The 25,699-nt window shown below is 71.1% G+C and carries 25 protein-coding genes; 7 read left to right on the forward strand and 18 right to left on the reverse strand.

Translation table 11 applies throughout. From position 1 onward, the window contains the following. Positions 1-1,431 (reverse strand): nitrate/nitrite transporter, encoded by a 1,431-nt coding sequence (locus tag ACFYMO_RS08500; RefSeq protein ID WP_388545134.1) that lies wholly within the window; start codon positions 1,429-1,431, stop codon positions 1-3. A 236-nt stretch (positions 1,432-1,667) separates the two neighbouring features. Here ACFYMO_RS08500 and ACFYMO_RS08505 point away from each other — a divergent pair, with 236 nt between their 5' ends. Continuing rightward, positions 1,668-2,159, forward strand: coding sequence for a VOC family protein (locus ACFYMO_RS08505; RefSeq protein ID WP_366773962.1), 492 nt, complete (start codon positions 1,668-1,670; stop codon positions 2,157-2,159). Between the two features lie 106 nt (positions 2,160-2,265). Here ACFYMO_RS08505 and trpD read toward each other — a convergent pair whose 3' ends face one another. The 5 genes from trpD to ACFYMO_RS08530 form a co-directional block, all read right to left on the reverse strand. Further along, on the reverse strand, positions 2,266-3,333 hold the full coding sequence (trpD, locus tag ACFYMO_RS08510; protein WP_366773963.1) for an anthranilate phosphoribosyltransferase: 1,068 nt from the start codon (positions 3,331-3,333) through the stop codon (positions 2,266-2,268). A gap of 185 nt (positions 3,334-3,518) precedes the next feature. Beyond that, on the reverse strand, positions 3,519-5,171 hold the full coding sequence (locus ACFYMO_RS08515) for a cytochrome bc complex cytochrome b subunit (RefSeq protein ID WP_366773964.1): 1,653 nt from the start codon (positions 5,169-5,171) through the stop codon (positions 3,519-3,521). Next, entirely contained in the window at positions 5,168-6,235 is a 1,068-nt protein-coding gene (locus ACFYMO_RS08520) for a Rieske 2Fe-2S domain-containing protein (RefSeq protein WP_366773965.1), read from the reverse strand. Before ACFYMO_RS08520 ends, ACFYMO_RS08515 begins: the two co-directional genes overlap by 4 nt. Continuing rightward, complete coding sequence (locus ACFYMO_RS08525) at positions 6,232-7,044, reverse strand: c-type cytochrome (RefSeq protein WP_360296448.1); 813 nt, start codon at positions 7,042-7,044, stop codon at positions 6,232-6,234. Before ACFYMO_RS08525 ends, ACFYMO_RS08520 begins: the two co-directional genes overlap by 4 nt. A 106-nt stretch (positions 7,045-7,150) precedes the next feature. Continuing rightward, positions 7,151-7,768, reverse strand: coding sequence for a heme-copper oxidase subunit III (locus tag ACFYMO_RS08530; RefSeq protein ID WP_026004777.1), 618 nt, complete (start codon positions 7,766-7,768; stop codon positions 7,151-7,153). A gap of 239 nt (positions 7,769-8,007) precedes the next feature. Between ACFYMO_RS08530 and ACFYMO_RS08535 the strand changes: the two genes are divergently transcribed. Then, entirely contained in the window at positions 8,008-8,421 is a 414-nt protein-coding gene (locus ACFYMO_RS08535; protein ID WP_366773966.1) for a hypothetical protein, read from the forward strand. 94 nt (positions 8,422-8,515) lie between these two features. Here ACFYMO_RS08535 and ACFYMO_RS08540 read toward each other — a convergent pair whose 3' ends face one another. The 4 genes from ACFYMO_RS08540 to coxB all read right to left on the reverse strand — a co-directional run bounded on the left by ACFYMO_RS08540 (position 8,516) and on the right by coxB (position 13,082). Next, positions 8,516-9,808, reverse strand: a complete 1,293-nt coding sequence (locus ACFYMO_RS08540; protein ID WP_388545139.1) for an Ig-like domain-containing protein — start codon at positions 9,806-9,808, stop codon at positions 8,516-8,518. Between the two features lie 141 nt (positions 9,809-9,949). Continuing rightward, entirely contained in the window at positions 9,950-10,348 is a 399-nt protein-coding gene (locus ACFYMO_RS08545) for a cytochrome c oxidase subunit 4 (RefSeq protein WP_366773968.1), read from the reverse strand. Then, a complete protein-coding gene (gene ctaD, locus ACFYMO_RS08550) occupies positions 10,345-12,072 on the reverse strand; it encodes a cytochrome c oxidase subunit I (protein WP_366773969.1) in 1,728 nt (575 codons plus the stop codon). The genes ACFYMO_RS08545 and ctaD overlap by 4 nt, the downstream gene beginning before the upstream one ends. Beyond that, a complete protein-coding gene (gene coxB, locus ACFYMO_RS08555) occupies positions 12,069-13,082 on the reverse strand; it encodes a cytochrome c oxidase subunit II (protein WP_388545144.1) in 1,014 nt (337 codons plus the stop codon). The genes ctaD and coxB overlap by 4 nt, the downstream gene beginning before the upstream one ends. A gap of 278 nt (positions 13,083-13,360) precedes the next feature. Between coxB and ACFYMO_RS08560 the strand changes: the two genes are divergently transcribed. Beyond that, complete coding sequence (locus ACFYMO_RS08560; protein ID WP_388545147.1) at positions 13,361-14,824, forward strand: cysteine desulfurase/sulfurtransferase TusA family protein; 1,464 nt, start codon at positions 13,361-13,363, stop codon at positions 14,822-14,824. Between the two features lie 27 nt (positions 14,825-14,851). Here ACFYMO_RS08560 and ACFYMO_RS08565 read toward each other — a convergent pair whose 3' ends face one another. Further along, positions 14,852-15,733, reverse strand: a complete 882-nt coding sequence (locus ACFYMO_RS08565) for a GNAT family N-acetyltransferase (RefSeq protein ID WP_388545150.1) — start codon at positions 15,731-15,733, stop codon at positions 14,852-14,854. A gap of 119 nt (positions 15,734-15,852) precedes the next feature. Then, entirely contained in the window at positions 15,853-17,031 is a 1,179-nt protein-coding gene (gene nadA, locus ACFYMO_RS08570) for a quinolinate synthase NadA (RefSeq protein WP_388545152.1), read from the reverse strand. 305 nt (positions 17,032-17,336) lie between these two features. Here nadA and ACFYMO_RS08575 point away from each other — a divergent pair, with 305 nt between their 5' ends. Continuing rightward, complete coding sequence (locus ACFYMO_RS08575; protein ID WP_019357422.1) at positions 17,337-17,690, forward strand: iron-sulfur cluster assembly accessory protein; 354 nt, start codon at positions 17,337-17,339, stop codon at positions 17,688-17,690. A 132-nt stretch (positions 17,691-17,822) separates the two neighbouring features. On the opposite strand, the gene ACFYMO_RS08580 is transcribed toward ACFYMO_RS08575, so the two are convergent. Together ACFYMO_RS08580 and ACFYMO_RS08585 are read right to left on the reverse strand one after the other, a co-directional pair. Continuing rightward, positions 17,823-19,193, reverse strand: coding sequence for a hypothetical protein (locus tag ACFYMO_RS08580; protein ID WP_366773974.1), 1,371 nt, complete (start codon positions 19,191-19,193; stop codon positions 17,823-17,825). A 173-nt stretch (positions 19,194-19,366) separates the two neighbouring features. Continuing rightward, positions 19,367-19,579, reverse strand: coding sequence for a hypothetical protein (locus ACFYMO_RS08585; RefSeq protein ID WP_366773975.1), 213 nt, complete (start codon positions 19,577-19,579; stop codon positions 19,367-19,369). Positions 19,580-19,741: 162 nt separating this feature from the next. Here ACFYMO_RS08585 and ACFYMO_RS08590 point away from each other — a divergent pair, with 162 nt between their 5' ends. Further along, a complete protein-coding gene (locus ACFYMO_RS08590) occupies positions 19,742-20,716 on the forward strand; it encodes a carbohydrate kinase family protein (RefSeq protein ID WP_388545156.1) in 975 nt (324 codons plus the stop codon). Positions 20,717-20,797: 81 nt separating this feature from the next. On the opposite strand, the gene ACFYMO_RS08595 is transcribed toward ACFYMO_RS08590, so the two are convergent. The 4 genes from ACFYMO_RS08595 to ACFYMO_RS08610 all read right to left on the reverse strand — a co-directional run bounded on the left by ACFYMO_RS08595 (position 20,798) and on the right by ACFYMO_RS08610 (position 24,034). After that, positions 20,798-21,487 (reverse strand): response regulator transcription factor, encoded by a 690-nt coding sequence (locus ACFYMO_RS08595; protein WP_366773977.1) that lies wholly within the window; start codon positions 21,485-21,487, stop codon positions 20,798-20,800. After that, positions 21,484-22,791, reverse strand: a complete 1,308-nt coding sequence (locus tag ACFYMO_RS08600; RefSeq protein ID WP_366773978.1) for a histidine kinase — start codon at positions 22,789-22,791, stop codon at positions 21,484-21,486. The genes ACFYMO_RS08595 and ACFYMO_RS08600 overlap by 4 nt, the downstream gene beginning before the upstream one ends. A gap of 114 nt (positions 22,792-22,905) precedes the next feature. Next, positions 22,906-23,184 carry a hypothetical protein gene (locus ACFYMO_RS08605; RefSeq protein WP_366773979.1) on the reverse strand — a complete coding sequence of 93 codons (279 nt, stop codon included), beginning with the start codon at positions 23,182-23,184 and terminating at the stop codon, positions 22,906-22,908. Between the two features lie 46 nt (positions 23,185-23,230). Further along, positions 23,231-24,034, reverse strand: a complete 804-nt coding sequence (locus tag ACFYMO_RS08610; RefSeq protein ID WP_366773980.1) for a PspA/IM30 family protein — start codon at positions 24,032-24,034, stop codon at positions 23,231-23,233. 240 nt (positions 24,035-24,274) lie between these two features. Here ACFYMO_RS08610 and ACFYMO_RS08615 point away from each other — a divergent pair, with 240 nt between their 5' ends. Next, positions 24,275-24,871, forward strand: coding sequence for a DUF3043 domain-containing protein (locus ACFYMO_RS08615; protein WP_388545160.1), 597 nt, complete (start codon positions 24,275-24,277; stop codon positions 24,869-24,871). Then, the gene (locus ACFYMO_RS08620; protein WP_366774018.1) at positions 24,868-25,554 is read left to right on the forward strand and encodes a methyltransferase domain-containing protein; all 687 of its coding nucleotides are present in this window, start codon (positions 24,868-24,870) and stop codon (positions 25,552-25,554) included. The genes ACFYMO_RS08615 and ACFYMO_RS08620 overlap by 4 nt, the downstream gene beginning before the upstream one ends. Positions 25,555-25,699 lie beyond the last annotated feature (145 nt).

Raw genomic sequence — 25,699 nt, forward strand, 5'->3', positions numbered from 1 at the left:
TCAGGCCCCCCGCTCGGCGACGGCCGGCTGGGGCTCCGGCCGGCCGTCCGGTTCCGGCCGCGCGTCCGATTCCGGCCGGGCCGGCTGCCGCCGCACCGCGGCCGCCCGGATGGCGGGTCCGGCGGCGGGCCGCCGCAGGTATCCGGCCCAGGTCACCGCCAGGCACAGCAGATAGAAGACCAGGAAGGCGCCGATCGCCGCGTCCGCGTCACCCGTGCTCCGGTACGACTGGCGGAAGGCGAGGTTGATCCCGACCCCGCCCAGGGCGCCCATCGCGCCCGAGACGGCGATGACCGCACCGGCCAGCCTGCGTCCCCGGGCCAGGGCGGCCTCGGGGTCGGCCCCGGCCTCCACGGCGCTCCGGGCACGCGCGGCATAGCGGGCGGGGATCATCTTGTAGGTGGCGCCGTTGCCCAGTCCGGTCAGCACGAACACCACCGTGAAGACGGCCACATAGGCGGCGAACGAGTCGGCGGCGGAGGCGGCCAGCACGCATCCGGCGCCGCAGGCCAGCGCGAGGAACGACCAGGCGGTGACCCGGGCGCCGCCGAACCGGTCGGCCAGCCTGCCGCCCAGCGGCCGGGAGAGCGAGCCCAGCAGCGGCCCGAGGAAGGTCAGCGCGGCGGCCTGCGCGGGGCTCTTGCCGAACTCGTTCTGCAGCACCAGCCCGAAGCCGAATCCGAGGCCGATGAAGGAGCCGAAGGTGCCGATGTACAGCAGGGAGAGGGACCAGCAGTGGACGTCGCGCACCGCGCTCCGGTAGGCGCCGTAGTCGGTGCGGTTGGTGGCCAGGTTGTCCATCCCCCGGTGGGCCAGCAGGGCGGCCAGCAGCAGGGCCGGGACGAACAGCAGGGGCAGCACCTCCGGGTGTGCGATGCCCGCGGTGGCCAGCACGGCCAGCCCCAGCAGCTGCACGGTGGCGACCCCGAGGTTGCCGCCCCCGGCGTTCAGTCCCAGCGCCCAGCCCTTCTCCCGCTCGGGGAAGAAGCCGTTGATGTTGACCATGGAGGAGGCGAAGTTGCCGCCTCCCAGGCCGGACACGGCGGCGCACAGCAGCAGTGCCCACAGCGGCGTGTCCGGGCGGCGCACCAGTACCGCCGCCGACGCCACGGGTATCAGCAGGGCCAGTGCGGAGCACACCGTCCAGGTGCGGCCCCCGAACCGGGTGACGGCGAACCCGTAGGGCAGCCGCAGCAGCGCGCCCACCAGGGACACCAGCGACACCAGCAGGAACTTCTCGTCCGGGGTCAGGGTGAAGCCGGCCTGCGGCGTCATGAACAGCACCAGTACCGACCACAGGCTCCAGACCGCGAACCCGATGTGCTCGGCGAACACGGACAGCCACAGGTTGCGCCGCGCCGTGCGCCGTCCCTCGCTCGCCCAGAAGCCCGGGTCCTCCGGCTCCCATCGGGTGATCCACCGTGCTCGCACATCGTCTCCTGTCCGCTGGAAGGAACACCGATGCTAGGAGCGGGCCGTTACCGCCTCCGGGCGGCCCCGTAACGCACACGAAAGGGAGTGCTCACGCGGGCCGCGGGGACGGAGTGAGGACATCTCGCCGCGGGGCCGATGAATTCCGGCGCCGCGGCCGGTCTCTCCTGCGAGGACACCCCGGCGGCCGGCCCGGTACCCCGGCCGGCCGCACCGATCGCTCAGGAGGGCGCATCATGATGCAGCCGCAGAAGATCAAGACGTTCCTGTGGTACGACGGGCAGGCCGAGGAGGCGGCGCGGTTCTATGTCTCCCTCTTCGCCGGCTCCCGCGTCGTGGAGGTGACCCACTACAACGACGCCGCTCCCGGCGAGACGGGCTCGGTCATGACGGTCGTCTTCGAACTGGCCGGGCAGCAGTTCGTGGCGCTCAACGGCGGCCCGCAGTTCTCCTTCACCGAGGCGATCTCGCTGCAGGTGGACTGCGAGACGCAGGACGAGGTGGACGACCTGTGGGCGAAGCTGACCGCCGACGGAGGACAGGAGGGACCGTGCGGCTGGCTCAAGGACAAGTACGGCCTCTCCTGGCAGATCGTGCCGCGCCGGCTGCTGGAGCTGGTCGGCTCCCCGGACCCGAAGGTGTCCGAACCGGCCACCCGCGCCATGCTCCGGATGCAGAAGCTCGACCTGAACGCGCTGGAGGAGGCCGTGCGGCAGGGATCCGCCTGAGCGGCGGGTGGCCGCTCGCGGTGTGCGCGGCCCGGGCCGGAAACCGGGCCGGACCGCGCCCGTCCGCCGCCGGGGCCGCCGCCGAACGGCCGTCTCCCAGGCCGTTCTAGGGGCGGTTGCTGGCCGCCACCCACCGCTCCAGCACCGCACGCGCCGCGCCCGAGTCGAGCGACTCGGCGGCGCGGGCCATCCCCGCGGCGATCTGCTCGCTCAGCGGGGCGCCGGTCGGGTCCAGCGCCGCCAGCGCGGCGGCGGAATTGAGCAGCACGGCATCCCGCACAGGACCGCGCTCCCCCTCCAGCAGCCGGCGCGCGACATCGGCGTTGTAGGCCGCGTCCGCGCCCCGCAGCGCCTCCACCGGCACCAGTTCGACGCCCACGTCGCGGGGGTCGAAGGTCTCCTCCCGCACGGTGCCGTCGCGGACGGTCCACACGGTGGAGGTCGCCGTCGTCGTCAGCTCGTCCAGTCCGTCGTCCCCCCGGAAGACCAGCGCCGAGGAGCCGCGTGCCGCCAGCACCCCGGCGACGATCGGCGCCATCCGCGCGTCGGCGACCCCCGTCGCCTGGGCGCCGACCCGGGCGGGGTTGGTGAGCGGGCCGAGGAAGTTGAAGGGGGTGGCGACCCCCAGCTCCTTGCGGGCCACGGCGACGTGCCGCAGCGCGGGGTGGAACCTGACCGCGAAGCAGAACGTGATCCCCGCCTCGTCCGCCATCCCCGCGACCCGGTCGGGCGGCAGCTCCAGGTTGACGCCGAGCTTCTCCAGCACGTCCGAGGCACCGCTGGCGCTGCTCGAGGCACGGTTGCCGTGCTTGACGACCCTGGCGCCGGTGCCGGCGACGACGATCGCCGACATGGTGGAGATGTTGACGGTCTTCGCCCGGTCGCCACCGGTGCCGACGATGTCGACGGTGCGGCCGGGCACCTCGATCGTGCGGGCGTGCGCGTACATCGCCCGCACGAGGCCCGAGATCTCCTCGACCGTCTCGCCCTTGGCCCGCAGCGCCACGGCGAAGCCCGCGATCTGCACGTCGCTCGCCTCGCCACGCATGATCCGGTCCATCGCCCAGGCCGTGGCGTCGGCGCTCAGGTCCTCGCCCGCCAGCAGGGCGCTCAGCACGTCGGGCCAGGTGCGCGCCGCCACGGTGTCGCCTCCGGCGGGGACAGCAGCGCTCATGGGGACCACTTCCTGGCAATAGAACCGACGCGTTTGTGCGGCCACCCTATCGATTCCGGGGCTCGCCCGGTCATCCGTCCGACCTGCGGGCAGGAGCCGCGCAGGCCGGTGCCCGGAACGCCGGAAGGGGCCCCGGGCGTACCCGTGGACCCCTTCGGTGTGGCGTGTCCGGTCGCGCGGACCGGTCAGTGGTGCCCGTGCCCGCTCTCGACCTCGCGGTACTCCTCGCGGGTGGGCTTGGGGATCTGTCCCGACTCCCCGAAGTAGCCCTTCGAGAGCTTGGCGCGCAGCTTCTGCCCGCGGGAGATCCTCCGCTCGACGCCATTCTCGTCCGTGCCCGGACCGATCTCCAGCGGCTGGTACTGGTCGTGCGCGGTGAGCGAGTGCAGCTGCTCCTGGGAGAGCGGCTCGTGGATCTCCACGAACTCGCCGTGCGGCAGCCGCTTGATCGTGCCGGTCTCCCTGCCGTGCAGGACCTTCTCCCGGTCCTTGCGCTGCAGGCCCAGGCAGATCCGCCGGGTGACCCAGAAGACCAGGACCGGCACCACGAAGAACCCGACGCGGACGAACCAGGTGATCGCATTGATCGACAGGTTGAAGTGCGTCGCCCACAGGTCGTTGCCGCCGCCGACCAGGAGCACGAAGTACCAGGCGATCCACGCCGCCCCGAACCCGGTCCGGGTCGGCGCGTTGCGCGGCCGGTCGGCGATGTGGTGCTCGCGCTTGTCGCCGGTGACCCACGCCTCGATGAAGGGGTACACCGCGATCGCGACGAGGACCAGCGGGAAGACGATCATCAGCGGGATGGCCACACCGGGTACCAGCGTGTGGCCCCACAGGTTGATCTCCCAGCCGGGCATCACCCGGATCAGGCCCTCGGAGAAGCCCATGTACCAGTCGGGCTGCGCGTTGGTGGAGACCTGGTCCGGCCGGTAGGGGCCCAGCACCCAGATCGGGTTGATCGTGAACAGCGCCGCGATGGCCGAGATCACGCCGAAGACCAGGAAGAAGAAGCCTCCCGCCTTGGCCATGTAGACCGGCAGCAGCGGCATGCCGACCACGTTGGAGTTCTTCCGGCCGGGACCCGCGAACTGGGTGTGCTTGTGATAGAAGACCAGGATCAGGTGCGCCACCAGCAGCCCGAGCATGATGCCCGGCAGCAGCAGGATGTGGGCCGAGTAGAACCTGGCCACGAAGTCGTGCCCCGGGAACTCGCCGCCGAAGAGGAACATCGACACGTAGGTGCCGACAACCGGTGTCCCGAGGATCGCACCTTCCATGAACCGCACACCGGTACCGGAGAGCAGGTCGTCCGGGAGCGAGTAGCCGGTGAAGCCGGTGAACATGCCCAGCACGAAGAGCAGGAACCCGAAGACCCAGTTGACCTCGCGCGGCTTGCGGAACGCCCCGGTGAAGAAGACGCGCATCATGTGCACGAACATCGCCGCCAGGAAGATCAGCGCCGCCCAGTGGTGGATCTGCCGCACCAGCAGACCACCGCGCACGTCGAAGCTGATGTCCAGGGTCGAGGCGAAAGCCTCGGACATCCGGACGCCCTGCATCGGCGTGTACGCGCCGTGGTACTCCACCTCGTTCATCGACGGGTGGAAGAACAGCGTCAGGTAGACACCGGTCAGGATGATGATGATGAAGCTGTAGAGCGCGACCTCGCCCAGCATGAAGGACCAGTGGTCCGGGAAGATCTTGCGCATGTTGGCCTTGGCGAGGCTGTAGATCCCCAGCCGCCCGTCGGCCCAGTCGGCGACCCGCTCACCCGCGGGCGCCTTCTTCTTGCCCTCGGCAGCCGCGCTGCCCGGGGTCTCGGTTGCAGTACTCATCCGCGCTCCCAGAAGGCCGGACCGACGGGCTCCGCGAAGTCGCCCTGCGCTTCGAGGTAGCCGTCCTTGTTGACGCTGATGTCGAGCTGCGGCAGCGGGTGGCCGGCCGGGCCGAACAGCACACGCGCACCGTCGGACAGGTCGAAGGTCGACTGGTGGCACGGGCACAGGACGTGGTGGGTCTGCTGCTCGTAGAGGCTGACCGGGCAGCCCACGTGGGTGCAGATCTTCGAGAAGGCCACGATGCCCTCGTGCGACCAGTCCAGCTCGCGCTTGTCCTTGATGTCGCTCGGCTCCAGCCGGATGATCATCAGGGCGGCCTTGGCGATCTCCTTCTGGAACTCCTCGTCGTCCTCCTCCAGGCCCTCGGGCTTGGCGAAAGTGAGCGAGCCGACGGCGATGTCCTCCGGACGCAGCGGCTCGTTCGTGTTCTCGTTGACGAGCAGCTTGCCCTTCTTCCAGGCCGTGTGCCGCAGCTTGTCCTCGGGCAGCGGGCCCAGATCGCGGAGCAGGACGACGCCGGAGAGCGGCACCAGGGCCACGGCACCGAACATCGTGTTCCGGATCAGCTTCCGGCGGCCGAGCGCGGACTCCTTGGCGCCCTGCTTGAAGTCGGCGAAGACCTTCTCGCGGACCTCGGGGGGCGCGGCGACGGCGTGCCGCTCGTCGACCATCTCCTCGTCCGACATCAGCGTGCGGGCCCAGTGGACCGCTCCGGCGCCGATGCAGAACAGGGCGACACCGAGGGTGAGGCCGAGGGAGAGGTTCAGCGCGCTGATGTGCCCGAGCGGCCAGACATAGATGATCTTGTCGATCGGGAAGGCCACGAAGGAGGCGATGAAGCCCACCGTGGCGAGCATCGACAGGGTGAAGAGGAAGGCGACGGCGCGCTCGGAGCGCTTGGCCGCCCGCTCGTCGATGTCCTGGATGCGGTGCTCGTGCGGCGGCAGTCCAGGATCCACGAAGGGGTCGCCCTCGGCGACTTCCGCGCCGTGGGCCGTTTCCTGCTCAGCAGGCAGGTTCTCGTCTGACACGTTCTCGTCCGGTCCAGTCTCGCTACTCATGACTTCTTGGCCTTTGCGGTCCGAGCGGCGACCCAGACAGCGACGGCGATCAGCACGCCGAGACCGAAGACCCAGGCGAACATGCCCTCGGCGACCGGGCCGAACCCACCGAGCTTGAACCCACCGGGGCTCTCCGACTTGCCGCTGTTGACCTCCTTCACGTACGCGACGATGTCCCGCTTGTCCTTCTCGGGAAGGGCACCGTCGGTGAAGGACGGCATGTTCTGGGGGCCGGTCTGCATGGCCTCGTAGAGGTGCTTGGGATCGACGTCGCCGAGGTCGGGGGCGTACTTGCCGTGGGTGAGCGCGCCGCCCTCACCGGTGAAGTTGTGGCACTGCGAACAGTTGGTGCGGAAGAGTTCCCCGCCCCTGGCGATGTCGGCGCCGGCCGGGTCGTACATCTCCTTGGTGGGCCGGCTCGGGCCCGAACCCAGCGAGGCGACGTACGCGGCGAGCTGGTTGATCTCGTCCTGGTCGTAGATCCTCTTCTTCTTGGGCACCTGGGCGCCGGGCTGCTGGGCCGGCATCCGGCCGGTGCCGACCTGGAAGTCCACCGCCGCGGCCCCGACACCGACCAGGCTGGGACCGTCGCTGGTCCCCTGGCCGCCGGTTCCGTGGCAGCTGGAGCACCCGGTGGCGTAGAGCTTCTTGCCCTCCTCGATGGCGAGGGACTGGGTCGACTCCTGCTCGGCCTTGGCCTCGCCCGCGGGAGCGAACGCGGTGTACAGCCCCCCGGTGGCCGCCAGCGCGAAGAGTAGAACGACGAGCGCCGCCAGCGGATGGCGCCGTCGTGCGGAGAGCTTTTTCACGGATTACCCCGGTGTCAGGATCTTCTCGTCGATGCTGTGTCTGTCCGTCTGTTCCGTGGTCCGCCTGCGCGGCACGGCGCGCGCGGCGGGACCGCGCCCCGGCCCGTTACCGGATCAGGTAGATCGTGGCGAAGAGGCCGATCCAGACGACATCGACGAAGTGCCAGTAGTAGGACACGACGATGGCGGCGGTGGCCTGGTGGTGAGTGAACCGCCTGGCCGCATAGGTGCGCCCCAGGACGAACAGGAAGGCGATCAGACCACCTGTCACGTGCATGCCGTGGAACCCGGTGGTCAGGTAGAACACCGATCCGTACGGACTCGAGGAGAGTGAGGTGCCCTCCTTGACCAGCTCCGTGTACTCGAAGACCTGGCCGCCGATAAAGATCGCACCCATGATGAAGGTGACGACGAACCACGCGCGGAGCTTCTTCACGTCACCGCGCTCGGCGGCGAAGACGCCGAGCTGGCAGGTGAGCGAGGAGAGCACGAGGATCGTGGTGTTCGTCGCCGCGAAGGGAAGATTCAGCTCGGAGGCATGCTCCTTCCAGTACTCGGCGCCGGTCACCGACCGAAGGGTGAAGTACATCGCGAAGAGGGCCGCGAAGAACATCAGCTCGGAACTCAGCCAGATGATGGTTCCGACGCTGGTGAGGTTCGGCCGGTTGACCGACGGGTGCGCGTGCCCGGTTTCTACTGCTGTTGCTGTCGCCACGACCGACATTATGTCGGTCGCTTATCCCGGCCTCACTTCGGGGGTGCCGTTCGGTGTGTCCATACCCGGCGGCCGGGCTGTAACCAGGGACGACGATCCCCCGGCGGCCCCGGTTCCCGGGCACCGGTGCGTGCCGACCGGTGTTGACGGTGCGTCGGAGGGAGTAGCATCCGAGCGGCGCCACCGCGGAATGTGCCCGAAGCCGCCCGGTGCGTCAGCGGTTCACCCGATACGGACGCGGAGGAACGATGCAGCCGACCGCCACGGTGCTGGTCTACAGCGACAACGCCACCACCCGCGAGCAGGTGCGGCTCGCAGCAGGCCGCAGGCCCGCAACCGATGTGCCCGAGATCCGTTATGTGGAGTGCGCCACCCTGCCGGCCGTGCTCTCCACCCTGGAGGAGCTGCACGTGGACGCCTGCGTGCTGGACGGCGAGACCGCCCCGGCGGGCGGCATGGGCGTGTGCCGGCAGATCAAGGACGAGATCTTCGACTGCCCCCCGGTGCTGCTGCTGATCGGCAGGCCGCAGGACGCCTGGCTGGCGACCTGGAGCCGGGCCGAGGCGGCGGTCTCGCACCCGGTGGACCCACTCGCGCTGGCCGACGCGCTGGCCGGGCTGCTGCGGGACCGCGCCGCCAGGAGCGACCTGGCCCGCACGTGAGCCCCGGCAGGGCCCCTTCTGCAAGGTGACGCGCCCGTGCACCCCTCGTTCGAGGGATGCCCGGGCGCGTCGTTCCGTTCTCCTCCGGGGTGGGTCACACCGAAGGACGCAGCCGCGCGGCGTCCGCGGGGCCGCTGCCGACGGGCTTGGTGTTGACGGCACTGCCCGCGCGCCATTTCTTCCAGCCCAGGTTCCAGTCGCCGAAGCCGTTGCCGAAGGGCGCCATCCGGTCGCCGGCCGTGTTGACGTGCTGGACAATGTCGCCCTGCCGGACGTGGTCGAAGAACCACTTGGCGTTCGAGCTGCTCATCCCGGTGCAGCCGTGGCTGGTGTTGGACACGCCCTGGGAGGCGACCGACCAGGGGGCCCCGTGCACGTACTCGCCGCTGTTGGTGAGCCGGGTGGCCCAGTGGACCCCCAGGTCGTAGAAGTCCCCGGCGCCGATGCTGGCGCTGGTCATCCGGACGTAGGGCTCCTTGGTGAGGATCACCTTGATGCCGTTGCGGGTCTCGTAGCCCGACTTCCCGGTGGTCACGGGGATGGTGCGGATGGTCTTCCCGTTCTTCTTGACCTTCATGACCAGGGACGAGGCATCGGTGATCGCTTCTATTCGGTCCCCGGTCCGCATCCGGACCGGATCGGTCTTCCCGCCGTAGAGACCGTTGCGCACCTTCAGCCCTTCGAGTGAGGAGCGGAGCGTGATGGAGGCGTGCGCGGGCCAGTAGGAGCGGGGCCGGTAGTGCAGCTCCTTGCTGTTCACCCAGTGCCAGGAGCCGTCCACATGGGGGGTGGACTTCACCTTCAGTGCACGCTCCACCAACTCCCGCTGTGCGGGCTTCTTGATGGCCCGGCCCAGCTTCGCCGTGAGCGGCTGCCCGACGCCGTAGGTGCCGTTGTCCGGGCCCAGCTTGACGCTCAGGTGCTTGGAGGCCGCCTTGGTCCGGAAGTGCACCGTGCGCCGCCCTGGGGCGCCCTCGTCGTTCTCGGTGCTGACCTTGAGGGTGTAGCGGGCATCGGCGGCAAGTGGCCCGGTGCTGCGCCAGTGCTTGCCGTCCTCGGACAGCTCGCCCTGGACCACGTGGCCCGAGGCGTCGCTGGCGAAGATGTCGGTGAGGGTGTCGCCGTGCTGGGCGGTGACCTCCAGCGCCTTGTCCGGGTCGACGTCCTTGCTGTCGGCGTCGGCGTTGACGGCGACGGCGTCCGTGGCGTCGTAGGGCGCGGAGGCGAGCGAACTCCCGTCGCTGCCCCCGCTGCAGGCGGCGAGCCCCACGGAGAGGGGCGCCAGCAGCAGGGCGCAGCTGCGGACCACCCGGCGCTTGTGCTTGCGGGAGACGGTGCGGGGGGTGAGGACCCCCTCGGCTATCGCGGTGTTATGGCTGTGGCTCATGTGCCCAAAATATGAAGAATCGTCATTTCGGGCTCGCTGAGTGCGTACAAACGGGTCGGCCCCCCGGAGTGTCGGGGGGCCGGTCCTTGCTCTTCGGTTGTGGTGCTGTTCCGCCGGGCCGCCGCGCGGCCCGGCGGACGGCTACTGGGTGCGGCTCTCACCGTGGTAGTACTCGAACACCCAGCCGAACAGGCCGATCAGCAGCAGCGGCGCCGAGACGTAGACCAGCCACCAGCCGATGGCCACGCCCAGGAAGGCGAAGGCGCCGCCGAGGCCCAGCGCCAGCGGCTGCCAGCTCCACGGGCTGAAGAAGCCCAGCTCGCCGGCGTCGTCCGCGACATCCGCCTCCTTGTTGTCCTGCGCCCCGGTGTCCACCCGGCGCGCGGTGAACGCCAGGTAGTAGCCGATCATGATCGACAGGCCGAAGGCCAGGAAGAGGCCGGTGGTGCCCACCGGCTCCTTCGACCAGAGCCCGTAGGTGATGGCGACTGCCAGCAGGAAGAGCGACAGCCACAGGAACATCTTGCCCTGGATCTTCACTTCCCGGCCTCCTTGCTGCCGGCGAGCGCCTTGTCTTCCCTGCCCACGTTCTCCAACTCGTCGAGCGCGGAGATCTCCGGGTGGTGCAGGTCGAAGGCCGGGGATTCGGAGCGGATACGCGGCAGCGTGAGGAAGTTGTGCCGCGGGGGCGGGCAGCTCGTCGCCCATTCGAGGGAGCGTCCGTAACCCCAGGGGTCGTCGACCTCGACCTTCTCGCCGTACTTGTGCGTCTTCCACACGTTGTAGAAGAACGGAAGCATGGACATGCCGAGCAGGAACGAGCTGATGGTGGAGATGGTGTTCAGCGCGGTGAATCCGTCGGCGGCGAGGTAGTCCGCGTACCGCCGCGGCATGCCCTCGGCGCCCAGCCAGTGCTGCACCAGGAACGTGCCGTGGAAGCCGATGAACAGCGTCCAGAAGGTGATCTTCCCGAGCCGCTCGTCCAGCATCTTGCCGGTGAACTTCGGCCACCAGAAGTGGAAGCCGGCGAACATCGCGAAGACCACGGTGCCGAAGACGACGTAGTGGAAGTGCGCGACGACGAAGTACGAGTCCGAGACGTGGAAGTCCATCGGCGGCGAGGCCAGGATGACACCGGTCAGACCGCCGAAGGTGAAGGTGATCAGGAAGCCGATGGTCCACAGCATCGGTGTCTCGAAGGACAGCGAGCCCTTCCACATCGTGCCGATCCAGTTGAAGAACTTCACACCTGTCGGCACCGCGATCAGGAAGGTCATGAACGAGAAGAACGGCAACAGCACGCCGCCCGTCACGTACATGTGGTGCGCCCAGACCGTCACCGAGAGGCCGGCGATGGCGATGGTGGCACCGATCAGGCCGATGTAGCCGAACATCGGCTTGCGGCTGAAGACCGGGATGACCTCGGAGACGATGCCGAAGAACGGCAGCGCGATGATGTACACCTCAGGATGGCCGAAGAACCAGAAGAGGTGCTGCCACAACAGCGCTCCGCCGTTGGCGGCGTCGAAGACGTGCGCCCCGAATTTGCGGTCCGCCTCCAGGGCGAACAGCGCGGCGGCCAGCACCGGGAAGGCCAGCAGCACCAGGACACCGGTCAGCAGCACGTTCCAGGTGAAGATCGGCATGCGGAACATCGTCATGCCCGGTGCGCGCATGCAGATGATCGTGGTGATGAAGTTGACCGAGCCGAGGATGGTGCCGAAGCCGGAGAGGGCCAGACCCATGATCCACATGTCGGCGCCGACGCTCGGCGAGCGGACCGCGTCCGACAGCGGCGAGTAGGCGAACCACCCGAAGTCGGCCGCGCCCTGCGGGGTGAGGAAACCGCCCACCGCGATCAGCGAGCCGAAGAGGTAGAGCCAGTAGGCGAACATGTTCAGCCGCGGGAAGGCCACATCGGGCGAGCCGATCTGCAGCGGCATGATCCAGTTCGCGAAGCCGGCGAACAGCGGGGTGGCGAACATCAGCAGCATGACCGTGCCATGCATGGTGAACGCCTGGTTGAACTGCTCGTTCGACATGATCTGCGTGCCCGGACGGGCGAGCTCGGCGCGCATGAGGAGCGCCATGACGCCGCCGACGCAGAAGAAGACGAACGACGTGATCAGGTACAGGCTGCCGATCTTCTTGTGGTCCGTCGTCGTCATCCAGTCGACAACGATCTGGCCGGGCCGCTTGGGCCGTCCGGAGGCTGTCGCCGGAGCTGTCGCGGCGGCACCCTGGGGTTCGTTGAGGATGCTCACGGGTTATTCGTCTCCGCATTCTTGGCGCCGCCCGTGGTGGCGGTACCCGCCGGGATGTAGCCGGTCTGGCCCTTCTTCGCCAGGTCCTCCAGGTGCTTCTGGTAGCGCTCCGGGGAGACGATCTTCACGTTGAAGAGCATCCGGGAGTGGTCGACGCCGCACAGCTCGGCACACTTGCCCCGGTAGGTGCCCTCCTTGTTGGGGGTCACCTCGAAGCGGTTGACGTGGCCCGGGATGACGTCCTGCTTCATCAGGAACGGGATGGCCCAGAAGGAGTGGATGACGTCCCGGGAGGTCAGGATGAACTGGACCTTCTCGCCCTTGGGCAGCCACAGCGTGGGGCCCGGGTTCTTGGTCTGCGGGTTCACATCGGCCGGAGTGCCCGCCGTGTAGACGCCCTCGGCACCCTTCGGGAAGCCCTTGGTCATCCGGTCCGGGATGGCGCTCAGTTCCTTGTCCAGCGCCTTGTCCGTGTTGACGTCCGTCCTGGGGTCGCCGTCCACGTCCTCGATGTAGTTGATGCCCCAGCTCCACTGGTAACCAACGACGTTGATCACATGGGTGGGCTTCTTCGAGGTCGCCAGAAGCTTGGTCTCGTCCCGGGCCGTGAAGTAGAACAGCACCGCGATGATGATGATCGGGACCACGGTGTACAGGGCCTCGATGGGCATGTTGTACCGGGTCTGCGGCGGGATCTCGACCTTGGACCTGGAGCGCCGGTGGAAGATGACGCTCCACAGGATCAGGCCCCACACCAGCACGCCCACGGCGAGCGCGGCCGCCCAGGAGCCCTGCCACAGGGAGAGGATCCGCGGCGCCTCGTCCGTTACCGGGGTGGGCATGCCGAGACGGGGGAAGTCCTTGGATGTGCAACCGGTCGCGGTTGCCAGGACCAGGCCCGCTGCCGACGCCTGCTGCAGCTTCCGCCGCATCGGGCGCCGCGACGTGGGGGTGCCTCCCACGGCGCCCGAAGGGCGCTCGTGGGGGAGGTCGGAGCCGTTGGGACTCACGTAGCGCCTTCCCGAGAGTCTCGCCCGCGTCGGTCGGGCGGCCCTCTTACGTGGTCGGGCGCCGGCCCAGGCGCGGGCAGGGGTTTGGATGTTTATGCGGACCAAACCCTAGCCGACGCCATTTGGGGTCGCGCGGGGAGGGGGTGTAACGCGCCGCGTGCCACCCCGATGGGCCGGGACGCATCCGCGCCGCCCCCGAACTGAGGCTGGACAGGCCCCTTCCCGGCCGGGAAGGGCACCGAGTACGCCGGGGACGGGTGCGGCGGTAGCGTACAAGTGTGTCCTATTTCGATGCCGCGTCCTCGCTCCCCCTCCACCCGGTCGCGCGGCAGGCGCTGCTGGCGGCGGTGGACGAGGGGTGGGCCGACCCGGCACGCCCGCACCGCGAGGGCCGGCGCGCCCGGATGCTGCTGGACGCGGCCCGCGAGACGGCAGCCGAGGCGCTGGAGTGCCGGCCGGACGAACTGCGCTTCACCTCTTCGGGTACCCAGGCCCTGCACACCGGGATCGGCGGCGCGCTCACGGCGCGGCGGCGCGCCGGGCGGCGACTGGTCGTCTCCGCGGTCGAACACTCTGCCGTACTGCACGCGGGCGAGGCCCACGAGCGGGCGGGCGGCCTGGTGCACCAGGTGGAGGTCGACCGCACCGGACGGATCGACGCACAGGAGTGGGCACAGGCGCTCGGCGAGGACTGCGCGCTGGCCTGTCTGCAGTCGGCCAACCACGAGGCCGGCACCGTGCAGCCGGTGGCCCGGGTGGCCGAGGTCTGCGCCGCGGCGGGCGTGCCGCTGCTGGTGGACGCGGCCCAGTCACTCCCCTGGGGGCCGGTGGAGGGGCACTGGTCGCTGCTGACCGGCAGCGCCCACAAGTGGGGAGGGCCGCCCGGGGTGGGGCTGCTCGCCGTGCGCAAGGGCGTGCGGTTCGCTCCGCCCGGGCCGGTGGACGAACGGGAGTCCGGAGCCGCCCCCGGCTTCGGGAACGTCCCCGCCGTGGTCGCGGCGGCCGCGTCGCTGCGCGCCGTACGGGCAGAGGCCGAGGCGGAGGGCGCCCGGCTGCGGGCCCTGGTGGACCGGATCCGGGCCCGGGTGCCCGGACTGGTCCCGGACACCGAGGTCGTCGGCGATCCGGTGCGCAGACTGCCGCACCTGGTGACCTTCTCCTGTCTGTACGTGGACGGCGAGGCGCTGCTGCACGCGCTGGACGCCGCCGGGTTCTCGGTCTCCAGCGGCTCGTCCTGCACCTCCGGCACCCTGACGCCGAGCCATGTGCTGCGGGCCATGGGGGTGCTCTCGGAGGGCAATGTGCGGGTGTCACTCCCGCCGGGGACGCAGGAGAGCGAGGTGGACCGGTTCCTCCAGGTGCTGCCGGGAGCCGTCGCGGAGGTACGGGCCCGGCTGGGAGCCGCACCCGCGGCCGGGGCCGCCGAGGACGCCGGGGGCACGACGGCCGGGGACGCCGGCCCGGACCGGGACACGGCCGCGGACGTCGCCGCGACGGCGGCGACACCCCCGGAAGGAGCCGGGGAGATCACGGTCGACGCGCGCGGGAGGCTGTGTCCGCTGCCGGTGATCGAGCTGGCCAAGGCTGTGGGGCGGGTCCCGGCAGGGGGCCTGGTGCGGGTGCTGGCCGACGACGAGGCCGCCCGGCTCGACATCCCGGCCTGGTGCGAGATGACCGGACACGCCTTCGAGGGAGCGGAGGGCGTCGAGTACCGGGTGCGGAGAGCGGGCGGCAGCGGATGAGCGCCCCCGCTGCGGGGTGGCCCCGCGTCACAGAAACGCCCCCGAGGGGATGTACGGCGACGGGGGCCGCAGGCCGCGGAAGCAGACGAACCCCTCGGAGCGGAGCTCCAGGCCCGCGCGGAGGCCCACGTCGACCGCCCACTGCTGCTCCGCGGTGACGTCCTGCACCTCCACCTCGGTCCCCTCCGGCACCCTGTGCAGTGCCGCGGTGAGCACTCGGGTGGCGATCCGCCGCGAGGTGGCGCCGAGCAGCGCGACTCTGCTCCCGTCGGCGGTGAGGTAGCAGTAGCCGCTGCCGGCCAGGTCGTCGGCGACGACCAGCCGGTGGTGCCGGATCAGGAAGTCGTGGTCGGGACCGTGCGCCCCGCCGCGCAGCCGCCGGTCCACGGAGTCGAGCAGATCGCGTTCGCGGGGGCCGCCCTCGACCGCGGCGCCCTCGGCGCCGCCCAGTCCCGCCCGGTCGACGGGGCCCCGCATCCGGATGGTGGGGTGCAGCGCGAACCCGGCCTGCCGGTAGACGCGCGCGGCGGCGGGATGCCGCGAGCAGCAGATGATCCCGCGCAGGCAGCCGCGCCCGTACTCCAGGGTGCGCTGCAGCAGGGCCCGGCCGACGCCCCCGCCCTGGACACCGGGCAGTACGACGAGGAGGGCCAGGCCCCAGGTGCCCTCGCGGATGTGGGACTGGGCCGCGCCGACGGCCCGGCCGTCGGCGTCCTCGGCGAGCCAGCTGCCCGCGGGGTCGTGCCGGACGATGTGCAGGATCTGCGCGCGTTTGAGCGCCGCGCGGTCCGCCGAGGGCGGATTCGGTGCGTCGCCCTTGAGTTGGTGCGAGGCCCCGAACGCCGCCTCGGCCAGCGTCCGTACCGTCTCCGCGTCGTCTTCGGTGTCCCTGACAGGTCGCAGCAGCATCGGAGCACGCTACGGCAGCCCGCCGGGGCCGGGCGAGCGCCGCTGCGGTCCCGGCCGGAGCCGGCACCGCAGCGGTGGGGGCACGCACACGGGGCCGGAGCGGTCCCCCGGCCCGGGCGCTACGGCAGGGCGAGCATCCGCTCCAGGGCGAGCTTGGCGAACTTCTCCGTCTCCGCGTCGACCTCGATCCGGTTGACGACGGTGCCGTCGGCCAGCGACTCCAGGGCCCACACCAGATGCGGCAGGTCGATGCGGTTCATGGTGGAGCAGAAGCAGACGGTGCGGTCCAGGAAGACGATCTCCTTGTCCTCGGCGGCGAAACGATTCGCCAGCCGCCGGACGAGGTTCAGCTCGGTGCCGATGGCCCACTTGGATCCGGCGGGAGCCGCCTCCAGGGCCTTGATGATGTATTCGGTGGAGCCGACCTGGTCGGCCGCGCCGACGACCTCGTGCTTGCACTCCGGGTGCACCAGGACGTTGACGCCGGGGATGCGCTCGCGCACCTCGCGGACCGAGTCCAGCGAGAAGCGGCCGTGCACGGAGCAGTGGCCGCGCCACAGGATCATCCGCGCGTCGCGGAGCTGCTGCGGGGTCAGCCCGCCGTTCGGCTTGTGCGGGTTGTAGACCACGCAGTCGTCCAGCGTCATGCCCATGTCGCGAACGGCGGTGTTGCGGCCGAGGTGCTGGTCGGGCAGGAACAGCACCTTCCCGCCCTGGCCGAAGGCCCACTCGAGCGCCCGCTTGGCGTTGGAGGAGGTGCAGATGGTGCCGCCGTGCCGTCCGGTGAACGCCTTGATGTCCGCCGAGGAGTTCATGTACGAGACCGGGACGGTCGTCTCGGCGATCCCGGCCTCGGTCAGCACGTCCCAGCACTCGGCGACCTGCTCGGCCGTGGCCATGTCCGCCATGGAGCAGCCGGCCGCCAGGTCGGGCAGGACCACCCGCTGCTGCGCCGAGGTGAGGATGTCGGCCGACTCGGCCATGAAGTGCACACCGCAGAAGACGATGTACTCGGCCTCGGGCCGGGCCGCCGCTTCCCGCGCCAGCTTGAAGGAGTCACCGGTCACATCGGCGAACTCGATGACCTCGTCGCGCTGGTAATGGTGGCCGAGCACGAAGACACGGTCGCCGAGCTGCTCCTTCGCGGCGCGCGCCCGGGCCACCAGGTCCGGGTCGGAGGGAGCGGGAAGGTCGCCGGGGCACTCGACCCCGCGCTCGCTCCTGGGGTCGGCCTCGCGGCCGAGCAGCAGCAGCGCGAGCGGGGTCGGCTGCACGTCCAGCGGCTGGGCGGCACTCAACAGGACCAGCCCTTTCTGTAGCTCAGTAGCGTCGGAGGCGCCACACGGAGCCGTACCGGTCAGGCGCGGGACACGCTTCCCCGCGCGGCCTTCCGGTGCGGCCCCCATCGGATTCTCGTCTAAGTGACGCTATCTATCATAACCGCTTCACGTCAGTTTGACGATGCCCATCGCGTCGATGTGACGCATTCCCACGCGCTCCGGCGGTGTGCGAGCATGAAGTGACCACTCCTGGAATGAATCCGGGATGCCGCCGGTTAGGCCGACGGTAAGAGTGCAGTCCGTACAACCCGGGAGAGAAGCAGATGTCCGTTTCGGACGAGACCGCTGTAAGCGAGGGCATCATCCTGTCCGACGCCGCCGCCGCGAAGGTCAAGAGCCTGCTGGAGCAGGAGGGCCGCGACGATCTGGCGTTGCGCGTCGCCGTCCAGCCGGGCGGCTGCTCCGGCCTGCGGTACCAGCTCTTCTTCGACGAGCGCTCGCTCGACGGCGACGTGGTCAAGGACTTCGGTGGCGTCAAGGTCGTCACCGACCGGATGAGCGCCCCCTACCTCGGCGGCGCCTCCATCGACTTCGTCGACACCATCGAGAAGCAGGGCTTCACGATCGACAACCCGAACGCCACCGGCTCCTGCGCCTGCGGCGACTCGTTCAACTGAGCCACCGGCCCGCGGCGGCCGCCGACGGCGGACACCGGGCGGCGCCGGCCGGTCGCGGCCATGGCGAGGGCGGCGGACTCCCCCCACCAGGAGTCCGCCGCCCTCGCCGGTTCCGGGCGGGCGGGGCCGCGCTCACTTCCTCGGCAGCTTCTCGCCGTTCCGCGCGTCCAGCACCTTGCGGTCGCCCAGCTTCTCGTCGAGTTCCACCTCGACCGTCTGCCGTTTGGCGATCTTGACGCAGACCTTCTTGCCGTCCTTGCCGGCCTTCTTCTCACCGGCTTCGACGGAGACCCGCACCGCGGACCCCGACTCCTCGGCCTCGGCCCGGTAGGTGTCGCACACCCCGCCCCAGAAGCTCAGCTCCAGCGTGCGCCCGTGCACCTCGTACGACTCGACCGCCTGCGAGGGCTTCTTCCCCGGCCCCGTGCTGCCGTCCGGCACCGGAGGATGGCCGGAGGTCTTCGACGGCTTGAGGTACTCGGGCGACACCGCCGGATGGGTGACCTCCAGGTCTCCCCCGCCCGACCGCTTGACCTGGTAGATCCACGCCGGCACCAGCAGCGGCTCGCCGTGCGAGCGTTCCAGCGCGAGCCCGAACGACGCGCCGCCGATCCTGGTCGGCTCGTTCCCCTGGGCCCCCTCGCGGTGGCCGCCGCGCGCCTGCTCGGCCTTGTTCAGCCGGTCGAGCGTCGCGGTGGCGCTGCCCACCGGGTAGGCCTCGCCCTTGCGGGTCTTGTTCCAGTTCCCCTGCGCCCGGGTGACCGCACCCTTGTCGTCCACCACGAAGGTGCTGTCCCAGCCGTGCGTGGGCAGACCTGCCACTTCGGGCGAGGCGGTCACGGTACGGGTGCCGCCGACCGGCGACCCGGCGTCCAGCGAGGCGTCCTGGAGCCCGAGCGCGCGCAGCGCGGGGCGCACGGCCTTCTTCGCCTCGGCGGCGGAGAGCGGCTCACCGCCGGGCGCCGGGTCGGGGTCGGCGTCCAGCGGCACCGTTCCGCCGTTCTGATACGTCCACGCGCCGCCGCCGGCTCCCCGCTCGACGGTCAGCCGGGGGTCCTTCCCCTTGCTGTCGCCGCCCGCCTGCCAGCGGCCCGCCTCGGCCTCGACCCCGCCCTCGATCCCGAAGGCCGCCGCGAGCCGGGCCGCCTCGGCGCGGCTCACCCGGTGTCCGGGCTTGCGGACGGCGGCGGACTCGGGACCGTCCGGCAGCTCTCCCTCGGCCCGGTAGCCGCGCGGGCCCATCGGCTCGCCCGGCGCGATGCCCTCGCCGCGGTCCTGGTCGGACGCGGTCGTGCCGTCCAGCGCCAGCTTCGGAGGGCCGCTGTCACCGTCGGCTGCGGCGCTCTCGGAGTCCGAACCGCCGGAGGAGGCGGAGGACGCCCAGTACGCGCCGCCCCCGCCGGCCAGCAGCACCGCGGTCGCCACAGCCGCGACGGAGAGCCGCCGCCGCCTGCTCCGGGGGGCCGGCCGGTCCTCGGTCTCGGGGGACTGGTCTGTACTCACCGAAAACTCCTTTGGCTCCGCGTCCATGGGGTTCTCCCTCGTCGCGAGGTCCTCCCGCACACCCTCCCCGCGGGCGAGGAGAGGCGCGCTCCCTCATGCGAGGGGGACGTGAGTGGGACGGGGAGCGGGAGCCGACGGTTCCAGAGGGGCGCTCGGCGAGCGCCCCGGCCGCCTCAGTCGCCGTACTCGGACATCCCCTCCAGGAGGCGTGCGGAGCGTACCGGAACGCGCACGCCGTGCAGCGCGGGCAGCGGCGCGCGGTGCTGCTCCTGCGCCCCCGCGGGCGCAACCGTCCAGTGCGGGGCCATCCGCGCGCAGTCGCCGAGGAGTTGCTCCATCGACTCGTGCTCGGCGTATCCGGGCGGGAAAAGCGCTGTTTTCGGCATGAGGATCACGCTACGGATCCGATGACCTGCCCGTAAGACCCTACTATGAGGTAGTTGTGTCCTGTTCGGCTCGGCGGGCCCAGCGGGTAGCGTGGCGCTGGCCTTCCCCTCGTGCGCTGGGCGTACGGGGGCACCCGATGTCTCTCAGGAGCAGAATTCGTCGTGCGTATCGCAGTCTGCGGCTCCATCGCAAACGACCACCTGATGACCTTCCCGGGGCGCTTCTCCGACCAACTGGTCGCCGATCAGTTGCACACGGTCTCGCTCTCCTTCCTCGTCGACGGCCTCAACATCCGCCGAGGCGGCGTCGGCGCCAACATCGCCTTCGGCATGGGCCAGCTCGGTGTCCAGCCGATCCTCGTCGGTGCGGCGGGAGAGGACTTCGAGGAATACCGCGCCTGGCTCGAACGACACGGTGTGGACACCGAGTCCGTGCACATCTCCGAGGTCGCGCACACCGCACGATTCGTCTGCACCACCGACGCGGACAACAACCAGATCGGCTCGTTCTACACCGGCGCCATGACCGAGGCCAGGAACATCGAGCTCAAGCACGTCGCCGACCGGGCGGGCCGGCTCGACCTCGTCCTCATCGGGGCCGACGACCCCGAGGGCATGATGCGGCACACCGAGGAGTGCCGCGCCCGCGGCATCCCCTTCGCCGCCGACTACTCGCAGCAGATCGCGCGGATGGACGGCGACGGCATCCGGGCGCTGACCGACGGCGCCACCTACCTCTTCTCCAACGAGTACGAGAAGGAGCTGATCGAGACCAAGACGGGCTGGAGCGACGAGGAGGTCCTCCAGCGCGTGGGGACCCGCGTGACCACCCTCGGCAAGAACGGCGCCCGCATCGACCGCGCGGGCGAGGAGCCGATCCTGGTCGGCTGCGCCGAGGAGAAGCAGAAGGCCGACCCCACAGGCGTCGGCGACGCCTTCCGCGCCGGATTCCTCTCCGCGCTGGTCTGGGGCGTCGGCCTGGAGCGCGCCGCGCAGGTGGGCTGCATGCTCGCCACCCTCGTCATCGAGACGGTCGGCACCCAGGAGTACGAGCTCAAGCGCGTCCACTTCATGGAGCGCTTCACCAAGGCCTACGGCCACGACGCCGCCACCGAGGTCCAGGGCCACCTGGTCTGACCCCGGAGCGCCGCGGCGCCGCCCCCTACCGCCCCGCCGCGGGTGGTACGGGGCGGCGGCGCCGCGCGCCGGACCGGCCGGTCACTCCGGGACGGCCGGCCGCACCAGTCCGCTCTCGTACGCGGCCACCACCAACTGCGCCCGGTCCCGGGCGCCGAGCTTGGCCATGGCCCGGTTGACATGGGTCTTGACGGTGAGCGGGCTGACGTCGAGCCGGACGCCGATCTCGTCGTTGGACAGCCCCCCTGCCACCTGCGCCAGCACCTCGCGCTCGCGGGCGGTCAGTGCATCCAGCCGGGCAGCACGCCCCCCGGCCGCCGGGTCGTCCCCCTCCACGGCGCCGCCCTGTGCCAGGAACCGGGCTATCAGCCCCTTGGTCGCCACCGGCGAGAGCAGCGCGTCTCCCTTGGCCGCCGTCCGCACCGCGGAGAGCAGCTCCCCCGGCTCGGCGCCCTTGCCCAGGAACCCCGAGGCCCCCGCGCGCAGTGCCGCGACCACGTACTCGTCCACCTCGAAAGTGGTCAGGATGACGACCCTGACCTCGGCCAGCGCCGGGTCGGCACTGATGGCGCGGGTGGCGGCCAGCCCGTCGGTGCCGGGCATCCGGATGTCCATCAGCACCACGTCCGCGCCCCGCTCGCGCACCAGCGCCACCGCCCCGGCGCCGTCGGCCGCCTCGCCCACCACTTCCATATCGGGCTCGGAGTCCACCAGCACCCGGAAGGCGCTGCGCAGCAGCGCCTGGTCGTCGGCGAGTACGACACGGATCATGCCGGGGTCTCCTTCCGGGGCGCCGTCGTCTCCAGCGGCAACCGTACGTGGACCCGGAATCCGCCGCCGGGCAGCGGCCCGGTCTCGCAGACACCGTGCAGTGCGGCGGCCCGCTCCCGCATACCGACGAGGCCGTGCCCGCCGGTGCCGCCCGCGGCCCGCCCCGGCTCGTCCCCGTCCGCGGGATCCGCCGCTTCGTCGGGAACGGTGTGCGTGGTGCCCGCCCCGTCGTCGACGACCACGATCTCCAACGCCTCCGCGTCCCGCTGTATCCGCACCTCGGCGTGGGCGCCGCTGCCCGCGTGCTTGTGCACGTTGGTCAGGGCCTCCTGGACGACCCGGTAGGCGGTCAGGTCCACGGCCGAGGAGAGCGGCGGCCCCCCGGCGGGCAACGGTGCCTCCACGGCGACGGACATCCCGGCGTTGCGGAAGCCGTCCACGAGGTCGTCCAGCACCTCCAGTCCGGGCGCGGGCTCGGTGGGCGCGGTGCTCTCCCCGGACTGGCGCAGCAGCCCCACGGTGGTCTGGAGTTCGGCCAGGGCGTGCCGGCTGGCGTCCCGCACATGGGACAGCGCCTGCTTGGCCTGGTCGGGACGCCGGTCCATGACGTGCGAGGCCACCCCGGCCTGCACGTTGACCAGGGCGATGTGATGGGCGACCACGTCGTGCAGCTCGCGGGCGATGCGCATCCGCTCCTCGGCGACCCGCCGCCTGGCCTCCTCCTCACGGGTGCGCTCGGCGCGCTCGGCCCGCTCCTGGATGGCGTCGACGAAGGCGCGCCGGTTGCGCACGGCCTCGCCGACGGCGGCGGCCAGCGCGGTCCAGGCGAAGATGCCGAGGTTCTCCTGCGCGTACCACGGCCGGGCTCCGAAGAGCATGCTCGCGCCGGTGAGCACACCGACGCTGACCGCTCCGACCTGCCAGCTGGTACGGCGGTCGGTGGTGTTGCTGACGGTGTAGAGCGCGATGACGGCGGCCGAGACGAGCGGCGCCTCGGGCGCCGAACCGCCGGTGGGGCCCTCGCCCGCGGCGAGCGCGAGGACCGATATCGCCCCGGTCAGCAGCAGCACCGGCATCGGAGCCCGGCGGCGCAGCGCCAGCACCCCGCAGGAGAGCGCCGCCAGCAACACCGTCTGACCGCTGATCTCGCGCTCCGCGAACCGCGGCTGGCCGTCGGGTCCGTGCGGCTCGGTCGAGGCGCCGAGGAGGATGCAGCAGAAGGTCCCGACAGCGATGAGGGCGTCGACCGCGTGGGGATGCGCGCGGAGGCGCTCGCGGATGTCGCGGAGGGTTACAGCAGGCACCGTATGCCCGGCTCTCCTGGTGTGTGTGCCGTCGTGGTCTGCGTGCGGGTCGTCGGGGGCGTCGGGAGTGAGGAACAGGACGGAGGCGCCCGGTCGTGCGGCGCCGGACGCGGGCTAACCGGGGATGAGTCCGTCGTCGCCGAGCATCTTGCGCACCTCGTCCAGGTCGGCCTCGGGCGCGGGCAGGATCAGCTCGGAGGGTTCGAGCGCGTCGTCGGGCAGCGGGCTGCCCAGCCGGCGAACGGCGTCGAGCAGCGCGTGGAGCGTGCGGCGGAAGCCGGTCTCGTCTCCGCTCTCCATCTCCTCGAGCAGCTCGTCGTCGAGCCTGTTCAGTTCGGCGAAGTGGCTGTCGTCCAGTCTGACCTGGCCCTCGCCCATGATCCGTACGATCATGCCGTTCTCCTCCTCAGGCTGCGCGGGGGTGCCGCTGAGGCCCGGTTCACTCCTTGTTGAACCTGGGCGCGTCCTGCTGCCGTCCGTTGGCCTGACCCTCCTGGTCCTGGCCCCCCTCGATGGCCTGCTGGCCGCCGCTGCCGCTGCCGCCGGCCAGCTCCGCCTTCATCCGCTGCAACTCCAGCTCCACGTCGCTGCCACCGGAGAGGCGGTCGAGCTCGGCGGTGATGTCGTCCCTGGCCATGCCGGAGGGGTCGTCCAGCGCCCCGGAGGCCAGCAGCTCGTCGATGGCGCCGGAGCGGGCCTGGAGCTGGGCCGTCTTGTCCTCGGCCCGCTGGATGGCCATGCCGACGTCGCCCATCTCCTCGGAGATGCCCGAGAACGCCTCGCCGATCCGGGTCTGCGCCTGCGCGGCGGTGTAGGTGGCCTTGATGGTCTCCTTCTTGGTGCGGAAGGCGTCCACCTTGGCCTGCAGCCGCTGCGCCGCCAGGGTGAGCTTCTCCTCCTCGCCCTGCAGCGTCTGGTGCTGCCCCTCCAGGTCGGTGACCTGCTGCTGGAGAGCGGACCTGCGCGAGAGCGCCTCCCGGGCCAGGTCCTCGCGGCCCAGCGCGAGCGCCTTCTTGCCCTGCTCCTCCAGCTTGGAGGACTGCCCCTGCAACTGCGTCATCTGCAGCTCCAGGCGCTTTCTGGAGGTGGCGACGTCCGCGACGCCGCGGCGCACCTTCTGCAGCAGTTCGAGCTGCTTCTGATACGAGTAGTCGAGCGTCTCACGCGGGTCCTCGGCCCGGTCCAGGGCCTTGTTGGCCTTCGCGCGGAAGATCATCCCCATACGCTTCATGACACCGCTCATGGGCCTCGCGCGCCCCCTTCGTAACGGACTCAAACCCTCGGCAACCTACAGACCCCAGGGTACGGGGCTGTCTTCCATTACCGCACCGTTCGAGTGCGGAAACGCTCCTCCGTGAGGACGATCAGCCTCCCGCGCTCTCCGGCGCAGGGAGTAGGCACCCGTCCGCGACAGGGACCGGTGATTCCAGTCCCTACCCCTGGGGGCTGGGGCGCACTCCGCGTCACACCGTACTCTTGAGGTGTGTTCCGTAGCCGTTCGAAAGCAGGGCAGGCCGGCTCATCCCAGGTGATGGCGGCCGAGCCCCACCAGCCCCGCGACCCGCAAGCCCCCAAGGGTCGCCCCACTCCCAAGCGCAGCGAGGCGCGCGGTCCGCGCCGCCCGATGGCCACCGGGCCGCAGAGCCGCAAGGACGCGGCCAAGCGGCAGCGTGAGGCTCGCCGGGCCGAGCTGGCCAAGCAGCGCGAGGCGCTGGCCAGCGGGGACGAGCGCCATCTGCCGGCCCGCGACAAGGGTCCGGTGCGGCGCCTGGCGCGCGATTTCGTGGACTCCCGGTTCAGCGTGGCGGAGTTCTTCCTGCCGATGGCCGTGATCATCCTCGTCCTGAGCATGCTGCCCCCGGTGCAGCTCAAGAACATCTCGCTGCTGCTGTGGCTCGTGGTGATCGTGCTGATCGTCATCGACTCCATCGGCACCACGGTGCGGCTCAAGAAGCGGGTCCGGGAGCGCTACCCGAACGAGAACCGCCGGGGCGCCATCGCCTACGCGCTGATGCGGACCCTTCAGATGCGCCGCATGCGCCTGCCCAAGCCGCAGGTCGCGCGCGGCGAGAAGCCCTGATCAGGCAGGAGCTGGTCGCCCGGCAGCTCGAGGAGCGGATCGCCGCGCACTTCGAGGTAGGGCGGCGGCTCCGGGTGCTGGACGCCGGGCTGGGCGACGGCGCGCAGGCGCTGCGGCTGGCGCGGGCCGGTCACCAGGTCACCGGCCTGGAGTCCGATCCGGCGCGGCTCGCGGCGCTGGACGCGGCGCTCGCGGAGGAGCCCGAGGGGATACGCGCCCGCTTCCGCACCCGGGCCGGCGGCGGCCAGGACACCGGGGCACATTTCCTGCCCGGCACCTTCGACCTGGTGCTCGGTCACGACATCCTGGGCCGGTCCCGGGACCCGGACAGCACACTGGCCGGGCTCGCCCGGGTGCTCGACACCGGCGGGCTGCTCTCGCTCGTCCTGCCCAACGTGGCGGCCCGGGCGATGCGGCCCGGGCTCGCCGGGGACTGGGCGGGCGCCCGGGCGGCGCTGGAGGCCGAGCCCGGCGAGAGCGACCGCTTTCTGCGGCTGGAGGCCCTGACCTCGTTCCTCGCCCGGATCGGCGTGCCCATGGACCGCTGGTACGGCGTGGGGGTGCTCGCACCGGGCGACCCGGCCGGTCCCGCCGAGGCCCTGGAGGCGGAGGAGCGGGCCTGCCGCATGGACCCCTACCGGGGCGTGGCCGAGTCGCTGCACCTGTTCGGGGTGCGGGGCTGAGGCCCGGAGTGCGGGGCTGAAGCTTGTCCGGGGGCCGAGGTCGCTGGTGCGGGACTGAGGCCGCCCGGCCGTGCCGGGCGGCCGTCCGGACGGTGCCGGGGCCCGCGGGGCCCGGTGTGTGCGCAGCCCCGCTCGGCTCTCCCGG

The sequence above is a fragment of the Streptomyces sp. NPDC007025 genome (assembly GCF_042869455.1).
Taxonomy (GTDB): Bacteria; Actinomycetota; Actinomycetes; order Streptomycetales; family Streptomycetaceae; genus Streptomyces.

Coding starts and splice junctions, on each gene's coding strand:
- ACFYMO_RS08535 (WP_366773966.1), top strand. CDS start 8,008: ATGCAGCCGACCGCCACGGTGCTGGTCTACAGCGACAACGCCACCACC.
- ACFYMO_RS08595 (WP_366773977.1), bottom strand. CDS start 21,487: ATGATCCGTGTCGTACTCGCCGACGACCAGGCGCTGCTGCGCAGCGCC.
- ACFYMO_RS08605 (WP_366773979.1), bottom strand. CDS start 23,184: ATGATCGTACGGATCATGGGCGAGGGCCAGGTCAGACTGGACGACAGC.
- ACFYMO_RS08575 (WP_019357422.1), top strand. CDS start 17,337: ATGTCCGTTTCGGACGAGACCGCTGTAAGCGAGGGCATCATCCTGTCC.
- ACFYMO_RS08610 (WP_366773980.1), bottom strand. CDS start 24,034: ATGAGCGGTGTCATGAAGCGTATGGGGATGATCTTCCGCGCGAAGGCC.
- ACFYMO_RS08585 (WP_366773975.1), bottom strand. CDS start 19,579: ATGCCGAAAACAGCGCTTTTCCCGCCCGGATACGCCGAGCACGAGTCG.
- trpD (WP_366773963.1), bottom strand. CDS start 3,333: ATGAGCGCTGCTGTCCCCGCCGGAGGCGACACCGTGGCGGCGCGCACC.
- ACFYMO_RS08520 (WP_366773965.1), bottom strand. CDS start 6,235: ATGAGTAGCGAGACTGGACCGGACGAGAACGTGTCAGACGAGAACCTG.
- ACFYMO_RS08565 (WP_388545150.1), bottom strand. CDS start 15,733: ATGCTGCTGCGACCTGTCAGGGACACCGAAGACGACGCGGAGACGGTA.
- ACFYMO_RS08515 (WP_366773964.1), bottom strand. CDS start 5,171: ATGAGTACTGCAACCGAGACCCCGGGCAGCGCGGCTGCCGAGGGCAAG.
- ACFYMO_RS08540 (WP_388545139.1), bottom strand. CDS start 9,808: ATGAGCCACAGCCATAACACCGCGATAGCCGAGGGGGTCCTCACCCCC.
- ACFYMO_RS08530 (WP_026004777.1), bottom strand. CDS start 7,768: ATGTCGGTCGTGGCGACAGCAACAGCAGTAGAAACCGGGCACGCGCAC.
- ACFYMO_RS08505 (WP_366773962.1), top strand. CDS start 1,668: ATGATGCAGCCGCAGAAGATCAAGACGTTCCTGTGGTACGACGGGCAG.